Annotated in this window: 27 protein-coding genes and 1 pseudogene; 19 read left to right on the forward strand and 9 right to left on the reverse strand. The window is 57.9% G+C overall.

What is annotated here, in order from left to right:
• Positions 1–5: 5 nt before the first annotated feature.
• The 4 genes from ACA071_RS26880 (at position 6) to ACA071_RS26895 (ending at position 5,439) form a co-directional block, all read left to right on the forward strand.
• A complete protein-coding gene (locus ACA071_RS26880; protein WP_497641855.1) occupies positions 6–878 on the forward strand; it encodes an oxygenase MpaB family protein in 873 nt (290 codons plus the stop codon).
• 186 nt (positions 879–1,064) lie between these two features.
• Positions 1,065–2,081 (forward strand): class I SAM-dependent rRNA methyltransferase, encoded by a 1,017-nt coding sequence (locus tag ACA071_RS26885; protein ID WP_497641856.1) that lies wholly within the window; start codon positions 1,065–1,067, stop codon positions 2,079–2,081.
• Between the two features lie 119 nt (positions 2,082–2,200).
• Positions 2,201–5,143, forward strand: coding sequence for a DUF748 domain-containing protein (locus ACA071_RS26890; RefSeq protein ID WP_497641857.1), 2,943 nt, complete (start codon positions 2,201–2,203; stop codon positions 5,141–5,143).
• Positions 5,143–5,439, forward strand: coding sequence for a DUF2845 domain-containing protein (locus tag ACA071_RS26895; protein WP_497641858.1), 297 nt, complete (start codon positions 5,143–5,145; stop codon positions 5,437–5,439). Before ACA071_RS26890 ends, ACA071_RS26895 begins: the two co-directional genes overlap by 1 nt.
• A 243-nt stretch (positions 5,440–5,682) precedes the next feature.
• Here the strand turns inward: ACA071_RS26895 and ACA071_RS26900 are convergent, their stop codons facing one another.
• Both ACA071_RS26900 and ACA071_RS26905 read right to left on the reverse strand, forming a co-directional pair.
• Positions 5,683–6,033, reverse strand: a complete 351-nt coding sequence (locus ACA071_RS26900; protein ID WP_497641859.1) for a BON domain-containing protein — start codon at positions 6,031–6,033, stop codon at positions 5,683–5,685.
• Positions 6,034–6,364: 331 nt separating this feature from the next.
• Positions 6,365–6,766 (reverse strand): pilin, encoded by a 402-nt coding sequence (locus ACA071_RS26905; RefSeq protein WP_497641860.1) that lies wholly within the window; start codon positions 6,764–6,766, stop codon positions 6,365–6,367.
• 225 nt (positions 6,767–6,991) lie between these two features.
• On the opposite strand from ACA071_RS26905, the gene pilB reads away from it, so the two are divergent.
• Genes pilB through yacG form a run of 5 tightly spaced genes read left to right on the forward strand, consistent with a single transcriptional unit; the run spans position 6,992 to position 11,603 of the window.
• Entirely contained in the window at positions 6,992–8,692 is a 1,701-nt protein-coding gene (gene pilB, locus ACA071_RS26910; protein WP_497641861.1) for a type IV-A pilus assembly ATPase PilB, read from the forward strand.
• A 2-nt stretch (positions 8,693–8,694) separates the two neighbouring features.
• Positions 8,695–9,912: a type II secretion system F family protein gene (locus ACA071_RS26915; protein ID WP_497641862.1), complete on the forward strand. Its 1,218-nt coding sequence runs from the start codon at positions 8,695–8,697 to the stop codon at positions 9,910–9,912.
• A 1-nt stretch (position 9,913) separates the two neighbouring features.
• Entirely contained in the window at positions 9,914–10,786 is an 873-nt protein-coding gene (locus tag ACA071_RS26920; RefSeq protein WP_497641863.1) for a prepilin peptidase, read from the forward strand.
• Positions 10,783–11,406 carry a dephospho-CoA kinase gene (gene coaE, locus ACA071_RS26925; RefSeq protein WP_497641864.1) on the forward strand — a complete coding sequence of 208 codons (624 nt, stop codon included), beginning with the start codon at positions 10,783–10,785 and terminating at the stop codon, positions 11,404–11,406. Before ACA071_RS26920 ends, coaE begins: the two co-directional genes overlap by 4 nt.
• On the forward strand, positions 11,403–11,603 hold the full coding sequence (yacG, locus tag ACA071_RS26930; protein ID WP_149661048.1) for a DNA gyrase inhibitor YacG: 201 nt from the start codon (positions 11,403–11,405) through the stop codon (positions 11,601–11,603). The genes coaE and yacG overlap by 4 nt, the downstream gene beginning before the upstream one ends.
• A 23-nt stretch (positions 11,604–11,626) precedes the next feature.
• On the opposite strand, the gene ACA071_RS26935 is transcribed toward yacG, so the two are convergent.
• The 4 genes from ACA071_RS26935 to ACA071_RS26950 form a co-directional block, all read right to left on the reverse strand.
• On the reverse strand, positions 11,627–11,842 hold the full coding sequence (locus tag ACA071_RS26935) for a hypothetical protein (protein WP_497641865.1): 216 nt from the start codon (positions 11,840–11,842) through the stop codon (positions 11,627–11,629).
• 63 nt (positions 11,843–11,905) lie between these two features.
• A complete protein-coding gene (locus ACA071_RS26940; protein WP_497641866.1) occupies positions 11,906–12,595 on the reverse strand; it encodes an energy-coupling factor ABC transporter permease in 690 nt (229 codons plus the stop codon).
• Complete coding sequence (locus ACA071_RS26945; RefSeq protein ID WP_497641867.1) at positions 12,592–13,059, reverse strand: FAD/FMN-containing dehydrogenase; 468 nt, start codon at positions 13,057–13,059, stop codon at positions 12,592–12,594. Before ACA071_RS26945 ends, ACA071_RS26940 begins: the two co-directional genes overlap by 4 nt.
• 87 nt (positions 13,060–13,146) lie before the next feature.
• Positions 13,147–13,968 (reverse strand): nitrilase-related carbon-nitrogen hydrolase, encoded by an 822-nt coding sequence (locus ACA071_RS26950; protein WP_497641868.1) that lies wholly within the window; start codon positions 13,966–13,968, stop codon positions 13,147–13,149.
• Between the two features lie 265 nt (positions 13,969–14,233).
• Between ACA071_RS26950 and ACA071_RS26955 the strand changes: the two genes are divergently transcribed.
• The 6 genes from ACA071_RS26955 to ACA071_RS26980 all read left to right on the forward strand — a co-directional run bounded on the left by ACA071_RS26955 (position 14,234) and on the right by ACA071_RS26980 (position 20,219).
• Entirely contained in the window at positions 14,234–14,527 is a 294-nt protein-coding gene (locus ACA071_RS26955) for a hypothetical protein (RefSeq protein WP_497641869.1), read from the forward strand.
• On the forward strand, positions 14,520–15,134 hold the full coding sequence (locus ACA071_RS26960) for a hypothetical protein (protein WP_497641870.1): 615 nt from the start codon (positions 14,520–14,522) through the stop codon (positions 15,132–15,134). The genes ACA071_RS26955 and ACA071_RS26960 overlap by 8 nt, the downstream gene beginning before the upstream one ends.
• Complete coding sequence (locus ACA071_RS26965; protein ID WP_497641871.1) at positions 15,131–15,868, forward strand: hypothetical protein; 738 nt, start codon at positions 15,131–15,133, stop codon at positions 15,866–15,868. Before ACA071_RS26960 ends, ACA071_RS26965 begins: the two co-directional genes overlap by 4 nt.
• 201 nt (positions 15,869–16,069) lie before the next feature.
• Positions 16,070–18,226 (forward strand): T6SS effector phospholipase Tle3 domain-containing protein, encoded by a 2,157-nt coding sequence (locus ACA071_RS26970; RefSeq protein WP_497641872.1) that lies wholly within the window; start codon positions 16,070–16,072, stop codon positions 18,224–18,226.
• On the forward strand, positions 18,226–19,812 hold the full coding sequence (locus ACA071_RS26975) for a type VI lipase adapter Tla3 domain-containing protein (protein ID WP_497641873.1): 1,587 nt from the start codon (positions 18,226–18,228) through the stop codon (positions 19,810–19,812). Before ACA071_RS26970 ends, ACA071_RS26975 begins: the two co-directional genes overlap by 1 nt.
• A gap of 146 nt (positions 19,813–19,958) precedes the next feature.
• On the forward strand, positions 19,959–20,219 hold the full coding sequence (locus ACA071_RS26980) for a PAAR domain-containing protein (protein WP_054048120.1): 261 nt from the start codon (positions 19,959–19,961) through the stop codon (positions 20,217–20,219).
• A 51-nt stretch (positions 20,220–20,270) separates the two neighbouring features.
• Here the strand turns inward: ACA071_RS26980 and ACA071_RS26985 are convergent.
• The 3 genes and pseudogenes from ACA071_RS26985 to ACA071_RS26995 form a co-directional block, all read right to left on the reverse strand.
• Positions 20,271–21,219 (reverse strand): annotated as a pseudogene (locus ACA071_RS26985) (fatty acid desaturase family protein); the annotation flags it as partial.
• Positions 21,220–21,284: 65 nt separating this feature from the next.
• On the reverse strand, positions 21,285–21,665 hold the full coding sequence (locus ACA071_RS26990) for a hypothetical protein (protein ID WP_497641874.1): 381 nt from the start codon (positions 21,663–21,665) through the stop codon (positions 21,285–21,287).
• Between the two features lie 41 nt (positions 21,666–21,706).
• Entirely contained in the window at positions 21,707–22,207 is a 501-nt protein-coding gene (locus ACA071_RS26995) for a TniQ family protein (RefSeq protein WP_497641875.1), read from the reverse strand.
• Between the two features lie 394 nt (positions 22,208–22,601).
• Here ACA071_RS26995 and ACA071_RS27000 point away from each other — a divergent pair, with 394 nt between their 5' ends.
• From ACA071_RS27000 to ACA071_RS27015, 4 genes are read left to right on the forward strand one after another with little or no spacing between them, the layout of a single operon-like run.
• On the forward strand, positions 22,602–23,228 hold the full coding sequence (locus ACA071_RS27000; protein WP_008154887.1) for a DUF1780 domain-containing protein: 627 nt from the start codon (positions 22,602–22,604) through the stop codon (positions 23,226–23,228).
• Positions 23,225–23,752 (forward strand): MOSC domain-containing protein, encoded by a 528-nt coding sequence (locus ACA071_RS27005; RefSeq protein WP_497641876.1) that lies wholly within the window; start codon positions 23,225–23,227, stop codon positions 23,750–23,752. Before ACA071_RS27000 ends, ACA071_RS27005 begins: the two co-directional genes overlap by 4 nt.
• Before the next feature lie 54 nt (positions 23,753–23,806).
• Positions 23,807–23,980, forward strand: coding sequence for a DUF3094 family protein (locus ACA071_RS27010; protein WP_054051322.1), 174 nt, complete (start codon positions 23,807–23,809; stop codon positions 23,978–23,980).
• A gap of 60 nt (positions 23,981–24,040) precedes the next feature.
• Positions 24,041–25,339, forward strand: a complete 1,299-nt coding sequence (locus ACA071_RS27015) for an NAD(P)/FAD-dependent oxidoreductase (protein ID WP_497641877.1) — start codon at positions 24,041–24,043, stop codon at positions 25,337–25,339.
• Positions 25,340–25,456 lie beyond the last annotated feature (117 nt).

Genomic DNA, 25,456 nt, shown 5'->3' on the forward strand with positions numbered 1-25,456 from the left:
TTGCCATGGAATTCATTCGTAGCCGCATCGAAACCCAGCTCATGAGCCTGACCGGTCTGTCCTTGGGCAAGCTCGACCTGGAGAACCCCAAGGGCGATCCCGGCCTGTTCGGTCCCGACTCGGTGAGTTGGCAAGTCCACGGCGATTTCAGCAGCATGCTGATCGGTGGCATCAGCGCGCTGATGCTGCAAGCCTTGCACCCGCTGGCCCTGGCCGGGGTCTGGGATCACTCGAATTTTCGCGAAGACATGATCGGCCGCTTGCGCCGCACCAGTCAGTTCATTTCCGGGACGACGTTCGGTTCGCGCAAGGATGCCGACTGGCTGATCGAGAAGGTTCGCACCATTCACCTGCAGGTGGTCGGCACCGCGCCGGATGGCCGGACTTACGCCGCCAGCGATCCCGACTTGCTGACTTGGGTGCACGTTGCGGAGGTCAGCAACTTCCTCGCCGCGCATCTGCGTTATCGCAATCCGCATTTGTCCGTGGCGGATCAGGACCGTTACTACGCTGAAATCGCGGTAATCGCTGAGCGCCTGGGCGCCCGTGATGTGCCGCGCAGCCGTAAGGAAATCGCTGATTACCTTGAGCGAATCCGTCCGCAGTTACTGTGCGACGCACGCAGTCACGAGGTGTTGCGACTGCTGTTGAACGCGCCTGCCCCCAGCCGTATGGCCAAACCGTTTGGCAGCTTGATGATGCAGGCCGGGATCGACCTGCTACCGGACTGGGCCAGCGACATGCTTGGCGTCAGCCAGAACCCGCTGCAACGCCAACTGATCCGCGCCAGCGTCAAGCGCAGTGCGCCGATGCTGCGTTGGGCGATGCGTAATGGCTCGGTTCAGCGGGCGAAGCGGCGGATGGGGTTGCTCACCTGAACTCTGCAGATGGCTCTTCTGTGATCGTTCCCACGCTCTGCGTGGGAATGCAGCCCGGGACGCTCCGCGTCTCAAAAGCGGACGCAGAGCGTCCATCGAGGCATTCTCACGCAGAGCGTGGGAACGATCGGCTCAGTAACTGTTAAACTCCCGCGCCAAATTCCCTCCTCCTGCAAGGCGCCCAGCATGTCTTCCTTGAATCAGGCGCTGCGCGCCGCACTCGATCATCGCCAGGACCTGCTTGCCGAACTGCATCAGCAGGGCACCGATTGTTATCGCCTGTTCCATGGCAGCCAGGAAGGCGCCGGCGGCCTGACCATCGACCGCTACGGCCCGCAACTGCTGGTGCAAAGCTTTCACCAGGCGCTGGAACGCGATGCGCTGCTGCAACTGCACGAAACCATCAATCAACACTTGGGTGTCGACAGCCTGCTGGTCTACAACGACCGCTCCCGGGGCAATTCGCGCATCGACCGCGAAGACACCGTCTACCGTGCCGACGAAGCCGCCCTGCAAGACCTGATCGGCCACGAATGGGGCCTGAATTATCGCGTTCGCGGCCGTCATGCCGGGCAAGACCCACTGCTGTTCCTCGACCTGCGTAATACCCGCGGCTGGGTCAAGACGCACAGCAAGAACAAAAGTGTGCTGAACCTGTTCGCCTACACCTGCGGCGTCGGCGTGAGTGCGGCGGCCGGTGGCGCGAGCGAGGTCTGCAACCTGGATTTCGCCGAGGGCAACCTGGCTGTTGGCCGCGAGAACGGCCTGCTCAACCCGCAGTTGCCGACCATGGAATTCATTCAGTCGGACTATTTCCCGGCAATCCGCCAACTGGCCGGCCTGCCCATCAGTCAGCGTCGCGGGCAGAAACTGCCAAGCTACCCACGCCTGGAACAGCGTCAGTACGATCTGGTGCTGCTTGATCCTCCGGCCTGGGCCAAGAGTGCATTCGGCACGGTCGACCTGCTGCGCGACTATCAGAGCCTGCTCAAACCTGCACTGCTGACCACCGCCGACAACGGCGTGCTGATCTGCTGCAACAACCTGGCGAAAGTCAGCATGGACGACTGGCGCGAACAGGTATTGCGCTGTGCGGAGAAGGCCGGGCGGCCGGTGCGTGAGTGGTCGGTGATGACCCCGGGCGGCGATTTTCCGTCGCTGGATCAGCAGCCACCGCTGAAAACCCTGATCTTGCAGCTCTGATCATCAAGGTCAGCGTTCTTACAAAAGAATCTGAACAATCCTGAGCAACGGCAAGTACTTCGGAACCGAAATCGCGTGCCATACTCCAAGGCACTCCGATCAGACAAATGAAGCCGCACATGCCCAAAGGATTGATTCGCGCTATCGGCGCTCTGTTGACTGCTCTGGCCCTCTACAGCCTGCTGGGGTTTCTGATTTTGCCGGGCATTGCCTTGCGGATCGCCAACCAGCAGTTGGCCAACTACGCCACAACGCCCGCCCATATCCAGCGGATCGAACTCAATCCGTTCAGCCTTGAAGTGACCCTGTGGGGTCTGATCATCGGTGAACCGGGCAAGGAACAGGTCGGTTTCGAACGGCTTTACGCCAACCTGCAGATCGACAGTCTCTGGACCAAGGCACTGCACCTGTCCGATATCGAACTGGACAAACCCAAGACCGAAATCCTCTTTGGCAAGGACGGCAAGCTCAACCTGCTCGGCCTGTTCAAGATTCCCGCCAGCGAACCGACCCCGGCCGACCCGAACGCCAAACCGTTCCCGCTGCGGGTCGAGCGGATCAAACTGGCCGGCGGCTATGTGCACTTCCAGGATGCACGGCCCAGCGAGCCCATCGAATTCCTTTACGACAAACTCGATTTCGAGCTGAAGAACCTCAGCACCCTGCCCGACGATAACGCCGACATGACCCTGGTCGCGGCCGGCCCGGCAGGCGGGCAGATCGACTGGACCGGCAATTTCAGCCTGATCCCGATCGCCTCCGAAGGTAAATTGAAAGTCACCGACGGCCAGATGAAAGTCTGGTGGCCGTACGTCCGTGATGCGCTGCCGCTGGCTTTGGAAAACGGCGTGCTGAACCTGAGCACCGACTACAAGCTCAACCTGGCCAAGGAAACCGAACTGCTGCTGAGCAACGTCGCCGTCAGCGTCGCGCCGTTTGCGATCAACGCACCGGATGGTCGGCCGCTGGTGAAACTCGAACGCCTGGACGTCAGTGATACCACCGTCGACCTGGCCAAGCAGCAAGTGGTGGTCGGCAAGATCCGCAGCAATAAACTCGAAACCTGGGCCGCCCTGGAAGCAGATGGGCAGCTCGATTGGCAGAAACTGTTTGCCAGCCAACCGTCCAAGGCAGCGGTCAAGGCTAAAGCGGAACCCGCCACTGCACCCGCCGCAGCGGACTCACCGCCCCCTGCACCCGCGGCGCCAAGCAAACCTTGGCAAGTGCTGCTCAAAGACGTGCAACTGCGCAATTACCAAGTACACCTGACTGACCGCAAGGCACAACCACCCGTGGCGCTGGAAGTCGGCCCGCTGAACCTGGACCTGCAGAACTTCGACAGCCTCAATGGCTCGCCTTTCAACCTCAAGCTCGACACCGGCCTGGGCAAGCAGGGCAAGATCACCGCAGACGGTCAGGTCAATCTGGCACCGGTCAGCGCCAAGCTGAAAGTGCAGACCAAGGACATCGACCTGCGAGTCGCCCAGTCCTACATCACCCCGTTCATTCGCCTGGAACTGCGCAGCGGCATGCTCGGCAGCGATCTGGCAGTTGACCTGAAAAGCACCGACCCGCTGGCGTTCAGCGTGACCGGTCGCGCCCAGGTCGATCAGTTGCACACCCTCGACACCCTGAAAACCCGCGACTTCCTCAAGTGGCAGCAATTGGTGCTCGAAGGCCTGAACTATCAGCACGGCGACAGCCTGTCGATCGACAAGGTCAACCTGTTCCAGCCGTATGCGCGCTTCATGATCAACGATGACCGCACCACCAACATCGACGACCTGCTGGTCCCGCAACCGCCGGACTCCGGCGCCAAGACTGCCGCAGCCAAACCGGCGGCCGGCAAGGACAAGCCTCTGGCCATTCACGTTGGCGGCATTGCCATCAATGATGGTTCGGCGAACTTCGCCGACTTCAGCCTGACCCCGAACTTCGCCACTGCCGTTCAAGAGCTCAACGGTGCGATCGGCACCATCGACAGTCGTCAGGCAAAACCGGCCAGTGTCGACATCAAGGGCAAGGTCGACCGCTATGCGCCAGTGACAATCAAGGGCGCGGTCAACCCGTTCGACCCGATGGCCAGCCTCGACATCGCCACCAGTTTCAAACGCGTGGAACTGACGACGCTGACGCCCTACTCCGGCAAATTCGCCGGCTACCGCATCCGCAAGGGTCGGCTCAATCTCGACCTGCATTACCTGATCACCAAGGGCCAACTCAAGGCTGAAAACAAAGTGGTGGTCGAGCAACTGCAACTGGGCGAGAAAGTCGACAGCCCGGACGCCACGAGCCTGCCGCTGAAACTGGCAATTGCCTTGCTCAAGGACGTCGATGGCAAGATTTCCATCGAGCTGCCGGTAACCGGCGACTTGAACAACCCGCAGTTCAGTGTCATGCCGATTGTCTGGCAGACCCTGCGCAACCTGATCGTGAAGGCGGCTGCCGCGCCGTTCAAAATGATCGGCGGGCTGATCAGTGGTGGCGGCTCGGAAGATCTGGGCACCGTATCGTTTGCACCGGGCTCAAGTGACCTGACCAAAGACGCCGAAGCATCGCTGATCAAACTCTCCGGGGCCCTCAAGGAACGTCCGGCCCTGCGCCTGGAAATCGAAGGCACCGCGGCGCAAAGCAGCGATGGCCCGCTGATCGCTGAGCAACGCCTGGAGCGCGAATACCAGTACAACTACTACAAGATGCTCCAGCGCCGCGGCGACAAAGTCCCGGCCCAGGCGTCCCTGCTGCAAGTCCCGGAGGGCGAGAAAGGCCCGCTGCTGGAAGGGATTTACCGCACTCGTCTCAAGACTCAACCGCCGGCCGAATGGAAGGATTTGGGCAAGGAAGAACGCACCGCCAAAATGCGCGCGGACGTGATCAAGTTCTGGAGTTCCAGCGATGTGCTGTTGCGTCAACTGGGCCAGGAGCGGGCCAGCAGCATCAAGGACTTCCTGGTGGACAAGGCGCAGATGGCCGATGACCGCGTGTACTTTATCGACGCTAGCCTTGGCGAAGCGCAAAGCGACGGTCGGGTAATTACGCCGATGCACCTGGATGCCGAGTGATGGGCGCGCGCTGGCTGTTCAGCCTGGCCCTGGCACTTGCGGCCGGCCAGGCATCAGCGGCCGATACGTTGCGCTGTGGCAGTCAGTTGGTCAGCGTTGGGGACAGGTCCGGCGAGGTGCTGCAGAAGTGCGGTGAACCTGTGGCCCGGGATGTGCTGGGGTACAAACGCAGTGCCAACCGACGGGAAGAATTCCAGGTCGAGGAATGGACCTACGGACCCAATAGCGGGATGTACCAATACCTGCGGTTTGAAGGTAATCGGTTGAAACAGATCACCAGCAAGCGCGGCAATTAAAGATCAAAAGATCGCAGCCTTCGGTAGCTCCTACAGAGAAATGTGAACACCTGTAGGAGTTGCCGAAGGCTGCGATCTTTTGCTTTTAACGCGTCCCACAATAAAACAGGCCCCCGACACGAATGTCGGAGGCCTGTAATGGCCACATCCTTGTGGCCTTCGCATGAACTCTCCAGAGGCGGCAGACGTATGGCTCGGCTCGTCTGCCACGCCTTCTCCCGGTCCAGGCGGAGAAGTCTTGCCTTACTCGGCTTTAAGGCCGTCAGCGGAGACCGCTTTGACGCCTTTGATTTTCTTGGTGATCGCAACAGCGGTGGCTTTCTGAGCGTCAGTCACCGCAACGGTGGACGACAGAGACACAACGCCTTTGTTGGTTTCGACTTTGATGTCGGTGCCAGGAATGCCTTTCTCGGTTACCAGGTCGCTTTTGACTTTGGTAGTGATCCAGGTATCGGAAGTGGTTTCCTTGGCCTTGGTCATTTCACCCGCCGCCAGAGTCATCGGGGCTTGGGTGGTAGGGGTGGTCTGTGCAAAAGCTGCACCGGCCATGGTCAGGGTCAGCGCGGTAGCAGTGGCGATAGCGAACTTCTTCATACGAGTAACTCCTGTTTTTCTATAAAGTCTGCTGCATGTCTTGTCAGCAGGGTTACTGGGTATATTGCGAACGCTGTGCCAAGTTTGAGACGGTCAAATAATATTTATAAATCAACAACTTAATAAAACAGGTAATTTTCGAAATCATGCAAATTGCATGAGTTACAGGTTATCGACATGCAAGTTGCAGGTTTTGGCGTGGGCCTAAAGCCATGAATTTACGAAGGTTTTACTTTTACGCAACCAGCACATCGAGTCCTCAAACCATCAGCAAAAAAAACCCCGCCTCTTGAGAGGCGGGGCTTGGTCGTCTACCAATAATTAGCTGCCATTAGCCATGAGGGCAACCCGCTGGGGCGAAATCGGCGGCGGCGCTGGTTTTGCAAGACCAACCCGAGGTGGCATCACGAGTCAAGGTAATGGTCGCAGCGGACACCTGCGCTGGCGCACCTACGAGCGTACAGATCATGCCAGCAGGGCTTGCCGAGACGGTAATTGTGCAATTTTGCGTGGTCGCAACCGAAGTGATGTCAGCAACTGCTGGGGCAGCCGTACCCGAGTTGACCTTGTCCTCATAATTCACTTTAAGCGCCGAAAGCTCCGCCACCCCCGCCGTCACCTTCGCCCGCGCCTGATATTTCGAATACGCTGGAATCGCAAACGTCGCCAGAATCCCGATGATCGCCACCACGATCAACAGCTCGATCAACGTAAAACCTTTCTGAGTGTTCATAGACAAGCTCCATGCATGAGTCGGAATCTCATGATCTGAATAAGCCCCAGCAGGGTCCGTGCCAAGCCTTGCATGCCCTGCATACAGGGCGCGGCGTCACAGCTGCGCCCTTTCCTACCCCCCGAAACAGCACAATCTGACACTTTTTGTCACCTCAACACCGCTGGTTTCGCTGTATCCCTTGACTAGGCTATAAGTCATGAACTGTCTGCGTCCGGTATCCCAATGAACGACATCGCCCTTAGCGGTCTGGCCAAGCAATTGGTGCTGGCCGAACTGCTCACTGACAAAAGCGCGCAACAGGCGTATCAGCAAGCCCAGCGCAACCGGATTTCACTGGTCAGCTACGTGGTGCAGAACAAACTGGCGAAGAGCCGGGAAGTGGCGGAGATTGCCTCCGAACATTTCGGCATGGCCTTGCTGGACCTCAACTGCCTGGACAAGGAAACCCAGCCCAAGGGCCTGGTCAGCGAGAAGCTGATCCGCCAGCACCACGTCCTGCCCCTCTGGCGCCGCGGCAACAAGCTGTTCGTCGGTGTGTCCGACCCGACCAATCATCAAGCAATCAACGACATCCAGTTCAGCACCGGGCTGAGCACCGAAGCGATTCTGGTGGAGGACGATAAACTCAGCGACGCCATCGAGAAATTCTTCGACACCCACACTACCGGCCTCGAAGAGATGGCCGATGTTGACCTCGATGGCCTGGACATCGAGTCGCCTGACGACAAAAACCACGATTCCATCGCCGGGCAAGATGCCGATGACGCGCCCGTGGTGCGCTTCGTCCACAAGATGCTGCTCGATGCAATCAAGAGCGGCTCTTCCGACCTGCACTTCGAGCCCTACGAAAAAACCTACCGGGTGCGGATGCGCACCGACGGTATTCTGCGCGAAGTCGCCAAGCCACCGATTCAACTGGCCGGGCGGATCGCCGCCAGGCTCAAAGTCATGGCCAGCCTCGACATCTCCGAACGACGGCGGCCGCAGGACGGACGGATCAAGATGCGCCTGTCCAAGAGCAAGTCCATCGACTTCCGGGTCAACACCCTGCCGACCCTGTGGGGCGAGAAAGTGGTGATTCGGATCCTCGACCCGTCCAGCGCGCAAATGGGCATCGACGCCCTCGGCTACGAGCCGGACCAGAAAGCCCTGTTCATGGCCGCCCTCAAGCAGCCACAAGGCATGATCCTGGTCACCGGCCCCACCGGTTCGGGTAAAACCGTGTCGCTCTATACCGGGCTGAATATTCTCAACACCGTGGACATCAACATCTCCACCGCCGAAGACCCGGTCGAGATCAACATGGAAGGCATCAACCAGGTCAACGTCAATCCCAAGCAAGGTCTGGACTTCGCCCAGGCATTGCGCTCGTTCCTGCGTCAGGACCCGGACGTGATCATGGTCGGCGAGATCCGCGACCTCGAAACCGCAGAAATCGCCATCAAGGCCGCCCAGACCGGACACCTGGTGCTGTCGACGCTGCACACCAACAGCGCCGCGGAAACCCTGACCCGCCTGCACAACATGGGCATCCCGGGCTTCAACATCGCCACCTCGGTCAGCCTGATCATCGCCCAGCGCCTGGCGCGCAAACTGTGCAGCCATTGCAAGACGCCGATCGAGATCCCCCGTGAGGCGCTGATCAAGGAAGGCTTCCCCGAGGAACGCATCGGCTCATTCACGATCTATGAGCCGGTGGGTTGCGATCACTGCAACAACGGTTACAAAGGGCGAATAGGGATTTATGAAGTGGTGAAGAACACCCCGGACCTGCAACGGCTGATCATGGCCGAAGTCAACTCCCTGGAAATCGAAATCCAGATGCGCAAGGACGGCTTCAACGATCTACGTACTTCGGGCCTTATCAAGGCCATGCAAGGCATCACCAGCCTTGAAGAAATCAACCGGGTCACCAAGGACTGAACATGGCGGTCAAGGCAGCAAAAATCAGCGTGTACGCCTGGGAAGGCATGGACAAGAAAGGCACGAAAATGAGCGGTGAGCTGAGCGGCCTGAACCCGGCGCTGATCAAGGCACAGCTACGCAAGCAAGGCATCAACCCCGGCAAGGTGCGTAAAAAATCTGTCTCGATTTTCAATCTGGGCAAACGCATCAAGGCCCAGGACATTTCCCTGTTCACCCGGCAGATGGCGACCATGATGAAAGCCGGTGTGCCGCTGCTGCAGTCGTTCGACATCATCGGCGAAGGCTTCGACAACCCGGCCATGCGCAAGCTGGTAGACGAGGTGAAACAGGAGGTCGCGGCCGGTAACAGCTTCGCCGCCTCCCTGCGCAAGAAGCCGCAATATTTCGACGAGTTGTACTGCAACCTGGTGGACGCCGGTGAACAGGCCGGCGCTTTGGATACGCTGCTGGATCGGGTGGCCACCTATAAGGAAAAGAGCGAACAGCTCAAGGCCAAGATCAAGAAAGCCATGACGTACCCGCTGGCCGTAGTGTTCGTCGCGATCATCGTCACCGGGATTTTGCTGGTCAAGGTGGTGCCGCAGTTCAAGACCGTGTTCGCCGGGTTTGGCGCCGAGCTGCCGGGCTTCACCTTGATGGTAATCAGCCTGTCGGAATTCATGCAGGAATGGTGGTGGATGATGCTCGGCGCGCTGATCGCAGCGATCTTCGGCGTGCGTCGCGCCTTAAAAACGTCGCAGACCTTTCGCGATCGGGTGGACACCTGGCTATTGAAATTGCCCTTGGTGGGCACGCTGATGTACAAGTCCGCCGTGGCCCGTTACGCCCGTACGCTGTCGACCACGTTTGCCGCCGGGGTGCCATTGGTGGATGCTTTGGAGTCGGTGGCTGGTGCGACTGGCAATATCGTGTTCAAACGCGCGGTGCTGCGCATCAAGCAGGACGTATCGACCGGCATGCAGCTGAATTTCGCCATGCGCACCTCCGGCGTCTTCCCGAACATGGCGATCCAGATGGCTGCCATTGGCGAAGAGTCCGGTGCCCTGGACGATATGCTCGACAAGGTCGCCAGCTTCTACGAAGACGAGGTGGATAACATGGTCGACAACCTCACCAGCCTGATGGAGCCGTTCATCATGGTGGTGCTGGGTGTGGTCGTCGGAGGGCTGGTGGTTGCCATGTACCTGCCTATTTTCCAACTCGGTTCAGCGATCTGACATGCCCTTGAATGAATACCTGACTCTCTATCCGCTGGCCTTCGTCATCACTGCACTGGTGCTCGGCCTGGTGATCGGCAGCTTCCTCAACGTGGTGGTCTGGCGCCTGCCGAAAATGCTCGAGCGGGAATGGCGAATGCAGGCTCACGACGTTTTGGGCATGCCCAGCGAGACGCCCCTGCCGACTTATAACCTGATGCTGCCCCATTCCCAGTGCCCGCACTGCGCCCACCGGATACGCGCCTGGGAAAACATTCCCGTGCTCAGTTACCTGTTGCTGCGTGGTCGCTGTTCGAACTGCGCCGCACCGATCAGCAAACGCTACCCACTCACCGAACTGACCTGCGGTCTGCTCTCGGCGTTCGTCGCCTGGCATTTCGGTTTCGGCTGGCCTGGCTGCCTGATGCTAGTGCTGAGTTGGGGCTTGCTGGCCATGAGCCTGATTGATGCCGAGCATCAACTGTTGCCCGATGTCCTGGTGCTGCCGTTGTTGTGGCTGGGGCTGATCGTCAACAGCTTCGAGCTGTTCGTGCCGTTGCACGATGCCTTGTGGGGCGCGGTGGCCGGCTACATGGCGCTGTGGTCGGTGTTCTGGCTGTTCAAGCTGATCACTGGCAAGGACGGCATCGGCCACGGCGACTTCAAGCTGTTGGCGATGCTGGGGGCCTGGGGCGGTTGGCAGATTTTGCCGCTGACCATCCTCTTGTCATCGCTGGTGGGGGCGATTCTCGGGGTGATTTTGCTGCGCTTGCGGGACGCGAAAACCTCGACGCCAATCCCCTTCGGTCCCTATCTGGCGATTGCCGGCTGGATTGCATTGCTCTGGGGTGGTCAAATAACCGGCTTCTATTGGCAGTTTGTCGGTTTGAAATGAATACCCCTGTGGAAAAACCCTGGATTCTCGGCCTGACCGGCGGCATCGGCAGCGGCAAAAGCGCGGCGGCCCAGCACTTCATCGACCTCGGTGTGCACGTGGTGGACGCCGATCACGCGGCACGCTGGGTGGTGGAACCGGGTCGTCCGGCACTGGCCAGGATCGCCGAGCATTTCGGCCCCGGCGTGCTGCAAGCCGACGGGCAACTGGATCGCGCCGCACTGCGCAAACTGATCTTCGAAGTCCCGGAGGAACGCCGCTGGCTCGAAGCGTTACTACATCCGCTGATCGCCGAGGAAATCGTCACTCATCTGGCCAAGGCACAATCGCCTTACGCGATTCTGGTGTCGCCACTGTTGATCGAGTCCGGGCAGTACGCCATGACCCAACGGGTGCTGGTGATCGACGCGCCGGAACAACTACAGATCGAACGCACCCTGCAGCGTGACCAGACCAGCGAGCAACAGGTCCAGGCGATCCTCAAGGCCCAGTCCAGCCGCGAGGATCGCGTGAGCCATGCCGACGATGTGGTGGTCAACGACCGCGACCTCGCCTGGCTGCACAGCGAGGTCGAACGCCTGCATCACTTTTACCTTACTTTGCGTGGAGGCCAGTCATGAGCCCAATCTCGACCGTCGAATGCCCGACTTGCGGTGCACCCGTGGAATGGAAACCGGAAAACGTGTTCCGGCCATTCTGTTCGGACCGTTGCAAACTAATCGACCTGGGCGCCTGGGCGTCGGAAGAACACAAGATCCCGGTCAGCCCGGATGCCGAGGATGACCTGTTCAGCGAAGACTTCGAGCCGCGTCACTGATCCCGCGTCTTCATCCACAAAAGTCAGGGCCGCATAAAACCGTAGTCCTGACCGTCATCAAGGTTCTCGGCAAGAAACTGCAACTCATCCGCCAGATCCTCGACACTGCGTACGACCTTGCTCTGTTGCACCACCGCACTGAGCAAGGCGCGCAGGCTCAACCCCGGATCAAACCCCACCTCCTGCGCTGCATCCAGACTGTGACGCAACTCCTGCCGTGCCCACTCGTAAACGCTCATATCGGTGCTCCTGAAGGTTTTGCCGAGCATGAGTTCGCGAGCGCCAGACCGATTTGATGTGGATCAAGACTTGGGGTCGTCGTCTTTCCAGGGTGCTGAAAGGTAGCGAGTGCGATTGAACGTCTCCAGCCACTCGGGACTGAACACCACCAACGCGCTGATGATCATGCCGTTGATAAACGCCTCGGGGAAAATCAGCAGCCACAGATAACCGACAAAATCTTCCAGCCAGTACGGCATCTCGAAACGTTCGTCGAACCACAGCAGCCACAAGGCCAGTAGCAGGCACAGCAACGCTGACAGCGCCGCCGCAAAGAAACCGGAAACGAAGATATACACAAAGGGGTTACGCGGTTGCGCACGCTCGACGAGGATCGCGCAGCATTCCGTCACCAATACCGGCAGCAGAATAATCAACGTGCCATTCACCCCGACAGCGGCCAGATCCTGCCGCCCGAGCAGCACCAGCCCCAGTTGCGCCACCAGCGCGCCGACAATCGCCAGCGGCCAGTCCAGCAGCAACGTCACCGCGGTCATGCCTATAAAGTGATAGGACACACCGGTATCGAAATCCCGTCGCACCAACCACAACATGAACAGCGCGAACACTGTGCCTAACAGCAAATGCTGGCGGCGACTGTCGGTGAATAACTCGACCCAGGGTGCGCGACAAATCGCCCAGATCAGCACCGGCGCGTAAATCAGCCAGCCAATTGTCAGGCTCTCCGGCGACAGCAATTCGGCACCGATCATGGCCGAGCCTTCTTCAGCGCCTCGCGCAATTGCGCAGCGGTGGCGTATTCGTGCTGCTCGACCAATTGACCGTCCTTGAGTTGCAGCCACAGCACTTTATCCACAGACCCGGGATAACGCGGCGCGACACGGCCATCACGGTCGAGCATGACCCGATAGGCGTAATCGCGCATGGCTGGCACCGCGAACATTTTCGCGATCAGCCGTGGCATGCGCTGGATGTCGGCGACAAACACCGTGTGTCGCGCCTCCAGATAACCCTTGGACTGGCCTTGCAACGCGGCATCGACCAGTTTCGCGGCGTCCATACTGCGCGCCACCAGCAACGTCTGCGTCTGGTTGTCGAGGGTGAAGGCCTGATCGAACTGATCGAGCAGCGTCCAGGGCGCCAGTCGCTCACCCACCTCCAGCGCATGGGCCCACAGGGGCATAAGACTGAGCAGTAATACCGGCCAATATTTCACGTCATTCCCTTAGTTGAGGCGCATACGCGCAGCAATTCCCAGTCTACACCGGCCGTTTCCCATGCCCAGTCCATCGCGCGTAGCGAGCTACCGATTAAAGGGGCCGGAGAGCGTGTACCGTCGCGCGTGTTTTAAAAGGTCGCTACACATGACATTGCCTTGAATGGCCCCCTTGGAGCCGATAGACAATACAGTCAGACCAAGGCCGGTTTCTTCCCCCGCTTGAATAAGCCTGTTTCCGGAGGCATCGATGACCTGGCTCTCACCGCGGAAGTGAGCGGTCATTTGCTGGCCCGATTCGACGCCTGTCCTGTTGCAGGAAACAAGCGGAAGGCCATTTTCCATCGCGCGGACTCGCATGATGTCGCCCGTCCAGGGACCGCCGTAATTGACCGGGCAACAAAGGAGTTTCGCTCCGTCCAGCGCGAGTAACCGAGCAGCCTCGGGAACCCAGAGATCAAAACAGATCAGAACCCCGAAGCGAATCTTGCCATCATCAAAACACTGCCAGGCATCGCCCTCCTCGAACAGTTTCTTCTCCAGATCGCTGAGATGGCACTTGCGCTGTTTACCCAGCCACTTGCCTCGACTGACCACAATCGCTGTGTTGTAAAGAGTGTCGCCATCACGCTCGACCATCCCGGCAACTAACGTCGCCTGTTTCTGCGCTGACAAATCTTGGAGAAACCGGGCAAACACGCCCGTTTCGGCGCTCTCGGCAAAAGGGAGAAGTTCTTCTTTAGTGTCAAAAAGATAACCTGTCGTACACATCTCAGGCAGAACCAGCAGGTCAAAGGACGCAGCCCTCACGGCGTCGGCAATTGTCTGGCGATTAAGGTCCGGATTTTTGAATGCCACAGGAAACTGCAGGTAGCCCGCGATGGTATCGGTTGTTTCTGTTGTATTCATAAAGCCTCCAGGGCCGTTCACCTGGGAGAAGATACAGTAAAGGTCGAACCGGACTGACCTGGAAACATGCGGCAACGAAGTCAACAAGAACGCTTCAAGCTACGGACACCGATGAAAACTACTCGGCCATTGCGCCGCCTTATCGAAGCAAAGCTTTCTGCTTGTCGCATTTGACCTTGAAGAATAAAGACTGTCGCGACCTACACGCTGGAGGCCTTGATATTCTTGAGATCAGGGCGCCACGCAGTTGTTGCAGAAAGATGTGATGAGCATTGCCAATGTGGCCATGCTCAAGCCGCCCTCCCCCGCAGCCGCGGGTGCCGCGGCAGGCGGTGCGGGGGCTGCTGCCAGTGTTGCCAGTGCCGATGATGAGGCAGAGGAAATTGTGCAGTTCTTTGAATTCAAGGATGACAAAGGTGGACCCGCGCCGCACCACTTCAAGGTGATGTCCGCCGGGGAAGTCGTGGCCGAGGGTTCCGGTGAGCGCACGCCGGAATTCCCTTCCGACATGGAGCTGGAACTGGAATCGTGGCCGGTGAAGGAGAAACAAAATGCCTGAAGTCCTGACAACGCAGGTGCGCAAGCTCGCGGCCATAGGATTCGGCGAAGCTTCGACGGACAACAACCCGCAGGAAGTCCGCGCTATTTGCTTTACGGTGACCAACCGCATGCGCGCGTGGCAGCTTGCCGACGTCGACAGCCTGCTCAAGGAGGCCGGCGCCGGCTACGTCGTCGCCACGAAGGGCAACAATGTCCGTTACAACCAATTGATGGCGGCCTCGGAAGCGGCCATCAATGCCGATCTGAACATGCGCTCGGCGGTAGAGAGTGCACGGGACGCGCTCGCCCAGCGTGGCAATGATCCCTCCAACGGGGCGTATTGGTGGGATGGTGTCGATATCAAGAAGTCGACCAATCCCCGACACTCTTCCGGGTTCCACTACGGCTCCCCCTCGCACAACATCTTTGGTGTTGCGCAAGTCACGTTGCCGGAGAAGATCACCTATTGGACGCAGTTCAACAAAAAGACCAACACAATGGTAAATACCCGCGAGCGGGGTCGTTATACCTACAAATACCAATCCACTGCCGCCATCGGCAAAACGATCTTCTGGACCACCAATCCGGAGTACATCAAGGCATCCGGCGCCAAGGGGCATCGATGAGAAAAGTCACCCGTTGTCTGAGTCTGTTTCTCGGTGCGGGCCTGCCCTTTCTGGCGCAGGCAGCTCCGGTACAGTTCACCGATTACCGTGCTTTCTATCAGTCGTTGGGCGACAACCTGTTTGCAGGGCCCGGCACCGAACTCGCCATGCCCTGTTCGGAATCGCCAAGGCATTGCCTGTGGGTCAACGCCATGCGCCCGGCGTTTGAACGTTTTGAAGATGTGCAATGGAGCGCTCCCGACGGGCTGAATCTCGAACCGCCCAAAGGCACGCCCGAGATTGTCTTCGATGGCGAAGCCCTGACGATTGGCAAACAACGTTGGCCACTGCGCGATGCGGTCAACTTCGCCTTGCCGCAGTGGCCCGTCGGTGATCCCATCGACCCGGAAAACCTCGCGACCGCCACGGCCTGGCGCCAAGGCGCCTCAACGTGCCTGGAGTTGCAGTACGTCAGCAGTGGCTACGGTGATCGCTACCCCCTGGTGTTGCTGGTACACGGCCAGCATCTATACGCGTTACCGCGACTGTTCTCCTCTTGCTCGGCCATTCGCAAGGCGCCCGGCAATCAGTTCAGCTATCCGGAAAACGCCTACCTGGGGGCGGAGCTGGAAAACAATCCGACCGGGCTGAAAGTGGATTACCGGGTACCCAATGCTAAAAACCCGGTGGCGCAGTACCTGTTGCACTTCCCGAATCAGGGGGACCCCTTCGTATTTGAGGCGCAGCGCCAATAGGCCTCAGCGAGCGAATCCGTCATGACCTTACCGCGTGCAAGGGTCATCACCTTAGGGGAACAAAATGAAGGTCCTAGACTCACTACGTCTGCTCATCACGACACCAGCCGACCTGCGTCGGGGAGCAGGCACTAACCCGGCCAGGCGCTCGACCCCACGCGTCGAGACCAACGGGGTAACACTTCAAGGAGGAAATGCACGATGAATGACGCCGTCCAGACGAAAAAAATCTGTTCCGCCCAATCGATCACCATGCCCAGCGGTGGCGACGTACACCTCATCCCGCCGCCACCCAAGCCCTGCGTGACTATCGTCGTACATGGCGTCAACGACATGGCCGGTTGCTACGAACGCGTCGAGCGTGGCCTGTGCCAGGGATTGAACGAGCGCCTGGATATGCCACGCACTCTGCCCAACGGCGCGAACAATCCGGGCTTTCTGATGCCGGCCACGTACAGCCTGCCCGCTGACGATGACGGCAAGGCAACAAACCCTGACGCCGTGTACTACCGGCGCAACTTCGGTGCATCCAGCAACGGCTGCCAACCGCGCAGTGTGGTTATTCCATTTTATTGGGGGTTTCGGGAGGAAGAGGAGAAGATCAATAAAACCAAAGCTCATGGACAGTGGGAAGACCGAAACGGCAACCGTCTGGATAAGACCGGCTCCAAGGAAGGCGGTCAGTTCGCCAATGCCACCACCAACTTGCCTGACATGTGGGGCGAGGGTTTCAACGGCTATCCGTTCGGCATCCTTCCCCTCAATTTTATTGGTGGCAACCTGACCCACCCGCTGTACTCAGCCGCTAACCGTCGCTATATGGTACTGGCCGCCCTGCGCCTGGCGATGTTGATCAAAATTATTCGCAAGCGTTATCCGAACGATACGGTCAACGTGGTAGGTCACAGTCAGGGCACGCTGCTCACCCTGCTGGCCCATGCTTTCCTCAAGGATGAAGGTGAACGTCCGGTTGACGGGGTCGTCATGATCAACTCACCTTATAGTTTGTACCAGCCGAACAACGAAAAGGCCCAGAAATGGCTGGGGCAACAGACGACAGGAGCGCGTATTGCCACCCTCAACGGCATATTGCAATTCATCTCTGGCAACCCGAACTCCAATCCGGCGCTGTCGAGCGTCACGCTCAAAAACTGCCAGGGTTATGGCGCCATTGGTGGGCTGGGTTGGACCGGTAGCTCGTCGTCTCAAGCCAACATCGGCGGAGAGAAAATCTCGTTCGACGAGCGAGACAATCGCGGCTGCACCTATCTTTATTTCACTCCCCAGGACCAGACCGTGGGCCTTGGCAACGTCCAGGGTATCGGTTGGCAGGGTATTGGGGACGAGATCGAAGGCGTACCTGCACGCAAGGTACTTCCGCATCTTTTCCATCAGCGCATATTCACTGTGCGTAAACGCGGTGGCAAGAAGGAAAAAATCGGCTTACATGTCCCTCCTTATGCCTATCCTTTGCTTCTTGAGGGGGAGGAAACCTGGGAAGACACCGGTTTCGGGCTAATGGATCATAGCAGTCGCGCCGCTTTTCCACAGGGTGCTAGCGTTATGCTGACAGCCTCCCTGTTGCCAGTGCCGACTGAGGCGGACTTTAGCGCTGACGGCTCCATTACAGCGCCGGGGGAGGATTCAAAGAGTGGGGTTTACCAGAGCAAGGACAAACTGGACCCTATCGACGCCTCCATCGGCGTGAGTAATAACGGCTGGCGTCCCAAGGAGGCGAAAAATGCTCGCCAGGAAACCATGGACGAGAAGATAGCTTTCAAATATGGGCGCGATACAGACAGTGTGAAACAGGCGCGCAACGAAGACAAAGAAGCATCCCAGAAGACCTCCCATGTGTTTGTGGTTCGAGCGCAAGGTAATGGCATGGTCCTGATCACACGCGGAGAGACACCCTATGAGGCACGCCTGCGCCTACAACGCGAGTATCAAGAGGCTCTGTCTTTCCACTCCGCCATTCCGAACAACCCGGAGCACAGCCGGAGAGTGCTGGCTTATGACGTGGCCATTGGTGCGGGCGAAAGTGTCGATGATGCGACCTTCTATGCGTACCTCTGTCGCGTGGCGGACTGGCGGTTGGATTGGACGAGTAAGCGAGCTAAAGGAAGGGCTCAAATTGATTCGGAGATAGACAATGACCTTCCAGACGAGGAAGTGCAGAAGTTCTACCGATTAGAAGACGGCAAGAATCGCAACCTGATCGATTCCACGGCAGTGTACCGCGTGAGCGGTACACTGCCGGCTATCGTGGGCACTACCAATCTGCCCTCCCTGGTTGCCACACAGACATGGGGCGGGAACAAGCTAGGCAAGTCCATTCGTTTTGGTGGGCCCATTTGATGCGCCACCTCTTTGCGTACTTGTCCATTTCCGGCCTTTTGCTGACCAGCCCTCTGGCTCAGGCGGCTGAACATCCACTGACGGCTAGCCGTTGCTTTGCCAGCTCGGCCACGTCCGTGACTGCCTATACCTCGTCGGCCAAGGAGGCCGCCACCATGCCTGTTGATGCTCGTTACCGCGCCCCAACCACATCGCCCCGTCTGGAAACTCTGGATGTGCTCAGCATCGGAATGAGCCTCGACGTATTCCGCCAAGGGCAGACCTGGCAAACCTTGCAAGAACAAAATGCAAAACAGTCAGAAGCCTTGCACGTTGGCAGCATCTTGCCCATGGACCCGAAGAAGTACCCGGTAACTGCCGACGACAAGGACATGGCCTCTGAAAAAAGGGAGGCAGACGCCTTGGAATTGGGATTACGGGATTTTCTGGAGAAATGGCCTATCCCGACTATTACCGTAGTTCGTGGCTGGAATCCAAAAACACCGAACCTGCGTTTTACGCCTGAAGAAACTGAAGAAAGTTTGTCTGTAATGGTCAACAACATGCGAGGACCTGCCGGGCTGCATTGGCATCGCATTCGTAATTTGCAGGACGGCATCGTCTGTAGTGATACCCCCGAAGCTTTACTGGAGTCGCTGTTCCAGACATTCGAGCGCAATCCCGATCTTCCTGCATTGCTGATCTACGTTAATGAAGGCTTCAATATGGCGTTGTCATTGACTACGAAGGGTAATAAACCCATAGGGCTCGGAACCGGACCTCGACAACCTGGCGAACTTACCGACTCGATGGTTGCCTTGGTCGTCGGCCGCCCCGAACGCGTTGAATGGCTGCGTTACTACGCTCAGTTCGCCAAGGTCAACGAGAACAAGATCGATCCTGCGTTCACCGGTTGGGGCTGGCGCAAACCTGCGGCGGAGTTCCAGCCGTCGGAGTTTATTCCTCAACCCTGGACCCAACGTGCTTTCGAGCAGTGGGATGCGCTGCCGGTGCTGGCCAAGTTGCACCGGCCGGTGACGGTGTCACTGCAACGACCGGATACTGGCGAGCGCCTGAAGCGCGAGGCTTTGACCGTCAAACTGGCCGAAGGCTGGAAAAACGCCACGGATGGGCTCTCTCCGAAACCGTCCCGAGTGTTCTTCGATGGCGGCCTGAACACCACGCCGCTGGCCGAACTGTTACCGGCCCTCAGAGCGGCCAACAGCCCGCTCGACTTGCTGGAGTCGCGGGAAAGCTACGACCTCACCCAGCGTCTCGGCGATACCGGCGCGGCCTCGCCCTTTGTCGGAATTGCGTTGGCAACCATGGCCAGTTACCTGAATGCCGACACCAGCGTGGTCATGCCGATGCGCCGCCAGGACCAGGCAACGATCATTACCGTGACCTCACCAACGCCTGGTAACAAGCCTGCTGGCAATGATCATTTCGGTGTCACGTTGATGCCGCAAACTGCCAGCACTGAGGAGGCGCCTCCCGCACCTCCAGCTCCTTTGGCACCCAAAGTGTCGGTCGTGCAGCAGGATCACACACTGGAAGAGTTCCTGGCCGACTTGAAGCCGAACAGTAACTGGGTGGATGAACTGTAAAAACTCCGCAGACCTGTGTGTTTGGCTGTTCCAGGGTGCCACTTGGCCCTCTGGAACTGCGCTTCTTATATCTGAAATACTCATTCCTCAGTAAGCATATGCCGCTGAGAAATGAATGTCTGTCAGTAACACGAAAAGGATCAGATATGGACATCATTCGACTCGGCGACTCCACCAGTCACGGTGGAACCGTTCTTGAAGCTTTCAACCAGACTGACCTGAACGGCAAACCCATGTCCGGTGTTGGCCATAAGGTGGTTTGCCCGCTGTGCAAAGGTGTTTTCCCTATTACGCAGGGCAGCGCCCTGCTGGATGTCGGCGGCATCGCGGTGGCGCTTCACGGGATGAAAACCGCATGCGGCGCCAGCCTGATTGCCAGCAATCCCAAGGGTGAAGCTGCAAGTTAAAAACGTGGGGCGTTCTTTGCGCCAGCGGTGCTGCCCGGGAAACAGGCTGGATCAACGGTTCTTCTTCATCCCCGACCAGAGCAGCGAGGGCAGCGTCCGTGAGTCCAGCAACGCGTCATCCGCCGTCACCAGACGCGGGAGAACATGCCAGGGATGGTTGGCACTGTGGTGATGATGCAGGTGCAGATTGATGTGATAAGGCCAAATGAAAAACCGCCCTGCGCACCCGACTTTCCAGGCATATGTCCATTCCCGCCAACCGGGGGGTGACGTCAGGTCCGCCACTGTGCTCGGCGATGCTGTGGATTTTCTGCAGCAGGGTGCCCAGCGTGGCCAGTGGCACAAACCAGAAAAACACCATCAGCAAGAGCGTCTGGGCTGACGTTTGCCAAGCGATGAAAGATAAAAGGACCAGCCAGATCACACCGGCAACCAATGCCGGCTGGGTCATCTTCGGTGATGCTCCGCCCGCCGCCTTGTAGGCACGCAGGTTGCGCAGCGTGTTGATCAAGAACAGATCCCCGAGCAATTGCCGCAGCAACAACTTCCCGCTCAGCGGGCGGAAATCCCAAGGCTGCCGGTGATACAGAAAACGCCACTCCGGGTCGTTCGCGGTTCCGGTCTGTTGATGATGTTCGAGGTGCAGGGGCCGATAGAATTCCACCGGGACCATTCCTGGCACCCCGATCGCCAGGTTGATCAGAAAGTCGTTTAGCGTGCGATGACGGGTCAGGTGATAGTGCGTCGCGTCGTGGTACAGAATAAACAGCGCATGTTGGCGCGCGGCAATCACCACGAAGGCCACGCCATACAGTTGCCAGTCCCCCACGTATAGCGCGATGCGCAACGTCACGACAATGACAGCCATTCCAGCAGGATCGCTGCCATGCCCGCTGGGCGAGGCGCCCAACGGTGAGTCGATCCGGTAGAACCAATTGAGCCACTGCGACGTGCTGTCCGCACGCTCGATCATGGTCGGCCAGAACAAGTGACTCAGCAGCTCTTCAGCAAGCCTTTCGCGCCCACCAACTCTAAACCTATTACGCAATTCATGAACATTTAAGCTCATGCACTCGACTTTAACTGCCGATAAAAACCCTTCAAAATCACCAAACAGACAAAAGCCAACAAGAAGTTTTTTGAAAGCGATAATTGCGCTATATTATTAGTAACCATTATTCTAGCTGAAGAATAAAATTGGCCACCTATGACCTTATTCAAAAAGCCATTATCAAAATGTGAATAAATAAAATTATTTATATCATCCAGTCCGAACTTGCACCCAACAGCTCTCTCCGCAATAGCTTTTGAAAAAGCTCTAACTAGAATTCTATTGGGAATGGGTGCTAAATTGGCAACCAAGATCTCTCTTGCAAAAATTGAAAATGACTGTCCAATTTTACATCTCTCTCGCCCGTCGAATGAAATTCGAACCACGCCATCCACACTGACATCCTGAGATATGCACACTTAATATTTCATTTCTTTCAAAAACTACTTGAGCATTCCGGGCAAAAATTAACAATCTCTATACCATGCTTCCAGCATGAATAAACGCCAGGAATCTGGTGGGCTCGATGCAAATAAGCCACTCCGTAGTGTTCACAATCTTCCATCAAGCACTCAGGACAAACCCAAGTTTTTCTTTCCTCCTCACAGATAGACTTTGAAGTATAGATTTCTTCACCCGGCACTAAACCATCAAAATACCTGACATTACGAGCGACAAAAGCAGCATACAATGGAAGCAAACTATTATTATGAATAAGGCTTCCAACAACCCCTTTACCTCTCCCGCCAAACCAATTCAACATCCCCCTAACATCATCAACATTTAATGATGCCAAGTGAAACGACTCCTTTCCAAACAGTTCCATAACCGTTTCATTACCTGAGTACCCACCGGACACAACGTGATAGCGCGATATGAGAGAAGCCAAGCTTTCATCAGGAAACGAAGACAATAGAAACTTAACCGCATCGACCATAACACCACTCCCCCAACAGAATCACAAAGTGTAAAACCAATAAGCAACAGGCAAAACCTATCTAATCTCAAGCTATTATTAACTATAAAATTTTACTTAGGAGCAGCTAATTTTAATGTTGCCGTTAGAGGGAGGCGAGGTGAAGTGACTTTAGTGCCTTCATCCACGGCTAGGCAGCCTATCCCGCAGAAAGGGGTTGACGTGAGTGAATCTGTCTTCTCAAGCAAGCGAGCGTAGCTCCCTTCGAATGATCTGGCTGCCGGGGCAGCATCGAGCCCATTTCGGCCTAACCCCATCGCGCGGAGCTGCCCCCCCAAAAAAATCGCGACAGACTTTTTTCTTTCGCGACAGACTTTATTCATTAGGATCACATTTGAACGCTAAGCTTGGGCCTATGGATGACTCAGATTATTTACGCCTGCTGACCATCGCGGCCGAGCAAGCCAACGCGTTTCTGTCCAATGCCCGCAAATGGGAGCGTGAGCGTTGGGTCTGCCAGCGCCTGCTGCAAGGCCTGAACATTCCCTATCGCGCCGACGAGTTCGCCCCTGCCGGGGAGCCGCCGGACGTGCTGTTTCGCGATGCCAGTTTCGAGGTGTTCTTCGTCCTCGACGAAGGCCGGCGCCTCAACGACGAGTGGCGCGACGAACTGCAACGTCGGCGCAGCGCGTTTTCACTCAGTTCGCTGGTACGTCGCGAGGCCAAGCCTCGGCGCATTCCAGCCAACGAGTTCTTGCTGCGACTGGCGCCGACCCTGCGCAAAAAAGCCCACAACTACAAAGAACGCGGTATGGACCTGGGGGAGCTGGACATCATCGCCTTCGCCAGTCTCAAGCGTGAAGTGCTGGACCTCAACAGCCATTTCCCGCCGCCCACCGAATATTTGCGCCAGGGTTGGCGCTCGTTGTCGCTGGTCGGGCCGACGTTCGCCCGCGTACTGTTCGCCCATCCGGATGCCCCGGATTTCCTGCGCAGTAACCTGGGTCGCAGCATCGTCTTCGATGTCGGGATCAGCCTGTGAGTCCGTTGCAGGAACTGATAGCTGAAGTCCCGCAAATTGGCCGTGTTCGCTGGATAGGCGTGCGCCCGGAATCTCACGCGCCGATGATTGAACTGGAGGCCGTGGAGGCGCGACTTGAGGCTGGTTTGACCGGCGACAAGGCCCGTCCGGGCGTACGTAATGCGCGGCAGGTGACGCTGATTCAGTGGGAGCATCTGGCGGTGATCAGTTCGCTGATGGGACGCCCGGACGATAAGCCGGTATTACCGGGTGAATTGCGGCGCAACCTGGTGATCAGCGGTATCAATCTGTTCAGTCTCAAGGGCCGGCGCTTCAAGATCGGCCAGGCGATTTTCGAAACCACCGGCTGGTGCCAACCGTGCGCACGCCTGCAAAACAACCTCGGCCCCGGGACTTTTCAGGCGGTTCGAGGACATGGCGGAATCACCGCCCGAGTGTTACAAAGTGGAATCATTCGACTGGACGATACGGTGAGCGTCGAGCCTGTTCCAGACAGCGGCTATGCTCCGTTCAACGTTCGTTAAATCAGTCTGTAGCTTCTACACATTCAGCAACGTCTACCCCTGACGAGGCCCAATATGACCAGCCGCCTGAACCCCGACGACCAGAAGCATGTCGAAGAGTACCTGCACCTGTCCCAACACCGAGTCGAGCGCCGGCCTTTTCGGCCGTGGATGCTCCTGGTGTTAGTGCTGGCAGTGACCATTGGTTTGGGCCTGTTGAGCCGCCTTATCGGTTACCTGACGCTATGAGCCGCTTCGCGCTCGCTCGGGTAATCGCACCGATTTCTTTTAGCCTTGCGAGATATCCCCATGACTCATCGTATTGTTATCGTTGGCGGCGGCGCCGGCGGTCTGGAGTTGGCTACCCGTCTGGGTAAGACTCTGGGCAAGCGCGGCACGGCCAGTGTGATGCTGGTCGACGCGAACCTGACCCACATCTGGAAACCGCTGTTGCACGAAGTGGCGGCCGGGTCGCTGAACTCTTCCGAAGATGAACTCAATTATGTTGCCCAAGCCAAATGGAACCACTTCGAGTTCCAGCTGGGGCGCATGAGCGGGCTTGATCGCGCAGCGAAAAAAATCCAGCTGGCCGCCACTTATGACGAAGCCGGCGTGGAATTGGTGCCGGCCCGTGAAGTGGGTTACGACTCGCTGGTCATCGCCGTCGGGAGCACCACCAACGATTTCGGCACCCAGGGCGCGGCGCAACATTGCCTGTTCCTCGACACCCGCAAACAGGCCGAGCGTTTCCATCAGCAACTGCTCAACCACTACCTGCGCGCCCATGCCGGGCAAACCGACGTGGTCGAGCAGATTAGCGTGGCCATCGTCGGCGCCGGCGCCACGGGCGTCGAACTGGCGGCCGAACTGCACAACGCCGCCCATGAACTGGCGGCCTACGGTCTGGACCGGATCAAACCGGAAAACATGCACATTACCCTGATCGAAGCCGGACCACGGGTGTTGCCAGCCCTGCCGGAACGCATCGGCGGGCCTGTGCATAAAACCCTGGAGAAACTCGGGGTCAACGTGATGACCAATGCGGCAGTCAGCGAAGTGACTGCCGACAGCCTGATCACCGCCGACGGCAAAGTGATCAATGCGAGTCTGAAAGTCTGGGCTGCCGGGATTCGTGCACCGGGTTTTCTCAAGGACATCGACGGCCTGGAAACCAACCGCATCAACCAGCTGCAAGTGCTGCCGACCCTGCAAACCACTCGCGACGAAAACATCTTCGCCTTCGGTGACTGCGCCGCCTGCCCACAACCAGGCACCGACCGAAATGTGCCACCACGCGCCCAGGCTGCGCATCAGCAGGCCTCGTTGCTGGCCAAATCGCTGAAGTTGCGGATCGAGGGCAAAGCGCTGCCGGAGTACAAGTACACCGACTACGGCTCGCTGATCTCGCTGTCGCGTTTTTCGGCTGTGGGTAACTTGATGGGCAACCTCACCGGCAGCGTGATGCTGGAGGGCTGGCTGGCGCGGATGTTTTATGTGTCGTTGTACCGGATGCACCAGATGGCGTTGTATGGCGCGTTTCGTACGGCGATGTTGATGCTCGGGAGCAAGATTGGGCGTGGGACTGAACCGCGCCTGAAGCTGCATTAAGATCTTTAGCGTCAGATAGGGCCTCTTCGCGGATAAGCCTCGCTCCTACCTGTAGGAGCGAGGCTTGTCCGCGAATGGTGCGTCGCGGTCCGACTTCCTGACACATGTGTGTCTCAC

The organism is Pseudomonas sp. LBUM1646, from assembly GCF_059716165.1.

Bases quoted from the DNA above. Each gene is read 5' to 3' on its own strand.
- ACA071_RS26900 (WP_497641859.1), bottom strand. From the start codon at position 6,033: ATGAAGAAGTTCGCTATCGCCACTGCTACCGCGCTGACCCTGACCATG.
- ACA071_RS26980 (WP_054048120.1), top strand. From the start codon at position 19,959: ATGGACATCATTCGACTCGGCGACTCCACCAGTCACGGTGGAACCGTT.
- pilB (WP_497641861.1), top strand. From the start codon at position 6,992: ATGAACGACATCGCCCTTAGCGGTCTGGCCAAGCAATTGGTGCTGGCC.
- ACA071_RS27015 (WP_497641877.1), top strand. From the start codon at position 24,041: ATGACTCATCGTATTGTTATCGTTGGCGGCGGCGCCGGCGGTCTGGAG.
- ACA071_RS26975 (WP_497641873.1), top strand. From the start codon at position 18,226: ATGCGCCACCTCTTTGCGTACTTGTCCATTTCCGGCCTTTTGCTGACC.
- ACA071_RS26880 (WP_497641855.1), top strand. From the start codon at position 6: ATGGAATTCATTCGTAGCCGCATCGAAACCCAGCTCATGAGCCTGACC.
- ACA071_RS26960 (WP_497641870.1), top strand. From the start codon at position 14,520: ATGCCTGAAGTCCTGACAACGCAGGTGCGCAAGCTCGCGGCCATAGGA.
- ACA071_RS26940 (WP_497641866.1), bottom strand. From the start codon at position 12,595: ATGATCGGTGCCGAATTGCTGTCGCCGGAGAGCCTGACAATTGGCTGG.
- ACA071_RS27000 (WP_008154887.1), top strand. From the start codon at position 22,602: ATGGATGACTCAGATTATTTACGCCTGCTGACCATCGCGGCCGAGCAA.
- ACA071_RS26935 (WP_497641865.1), bottom strand. From the start codon at position 11,842: ATGAGCGTTTACGAGTGGGCACGGCAGGAGTTGCGTCACAGTCTGGAT.
- ACA071_RS26920 (WP_497641863.1), top strand. From the start codon at position 9,914: ATGCCCTTGAATGAATACCTGACTCTCTATCCGCTGGCCTTCGTCATC.
- ACA071_RS26970 (WP_497641872.1), top strand. From the start codon at position 16,070: ATGAATGACGCCGTCCAGACGAAAAAAATCTGTTCCGCCCAATCGATC.
- ACA071_RS26905 (WP_497641860.1), bottom strand. From the start codon at position 6,766: ATGAACACTCAGAAAGGTTTTACGTTGATCGAGCTGTTGATCGTGGTG.
- ACA071_RS26950 (WP_497641868.1), bottom strand. From the start codon at position 13,968: ATGAATACAACAGAAACAACCGATACCATCGCGGGCTACCTGCAGTTT.
- ACA071_RS26995 (WP_497641875.1), bottom strand. From the start codon at position 22,207: ATGGTCGATGCGGTTAAGTTTCTATTGTCTTCGTTTCCTGATGAAAGC.
- ACA071_RS26885 (WP_497641856.1), top strand. From the start codon at position 1,065: ATGTCTTCCTTGAATCAGGCGCTGCGCGCCGCACTCGATCATCGCCAG.
- coaE (WP_497641864.1), top strand. From the start codon at position 10,783: ATGAATACCCCTGTGGAAAAACCCTGGATTCTCGGCCTGACCGGCGGC.
- yacG (WP_149661048.1), top strand. From the start codon at position 11,403: ATGAGCCCAATCTCGACCGTCGAATGCCCGACTTGCGGTGCACCCGTG.
- ACA071_RS26890 (WP_497641857.1), top strand. From the start codon at position 2,201: ATGCCCAAAGGATTGATTCGCGCTATCGGCGCTCTGTTGACTGCTCTG.
- ACA071_RS27010 (WP_054051322.1), top strand. From the start codon at position 23,807: ATGACCAGCCGCCTGAACCCCGACGACCAGAAGCATGTCGAAGAGTAC.
- ACA071_RS26955 (WP_497641869.1), top strand. From the start codon at position 14,234: ATGAGCATTGCCAATGTGGCCATGCTCAAGCCGCCCTCCCCCGCAGCC.
- ACA071_RS26915 (WP_497641862.1), top strand. From the start codon at position 8,695: ATGGCGGTCAAGGCAGCAAAAATCAGCGTGTACGCCTGGGAAGGCATG.
- ACA071_RS26895 (WP_497641858.1), top strand. From the start codon at position 5,143: ATGGGCGCGCGCTGGCTGTTCAGCCTGGCCCTGGCACTTGCGGCCGGC.
- ACA071_RS26965 (WP_497641871.1), top strand. From the start codon at position 15,131: ATGAGAAAAGTCACCCGTTGTCTGAGTCTGTTTCTCGGTGCGGGCCTG.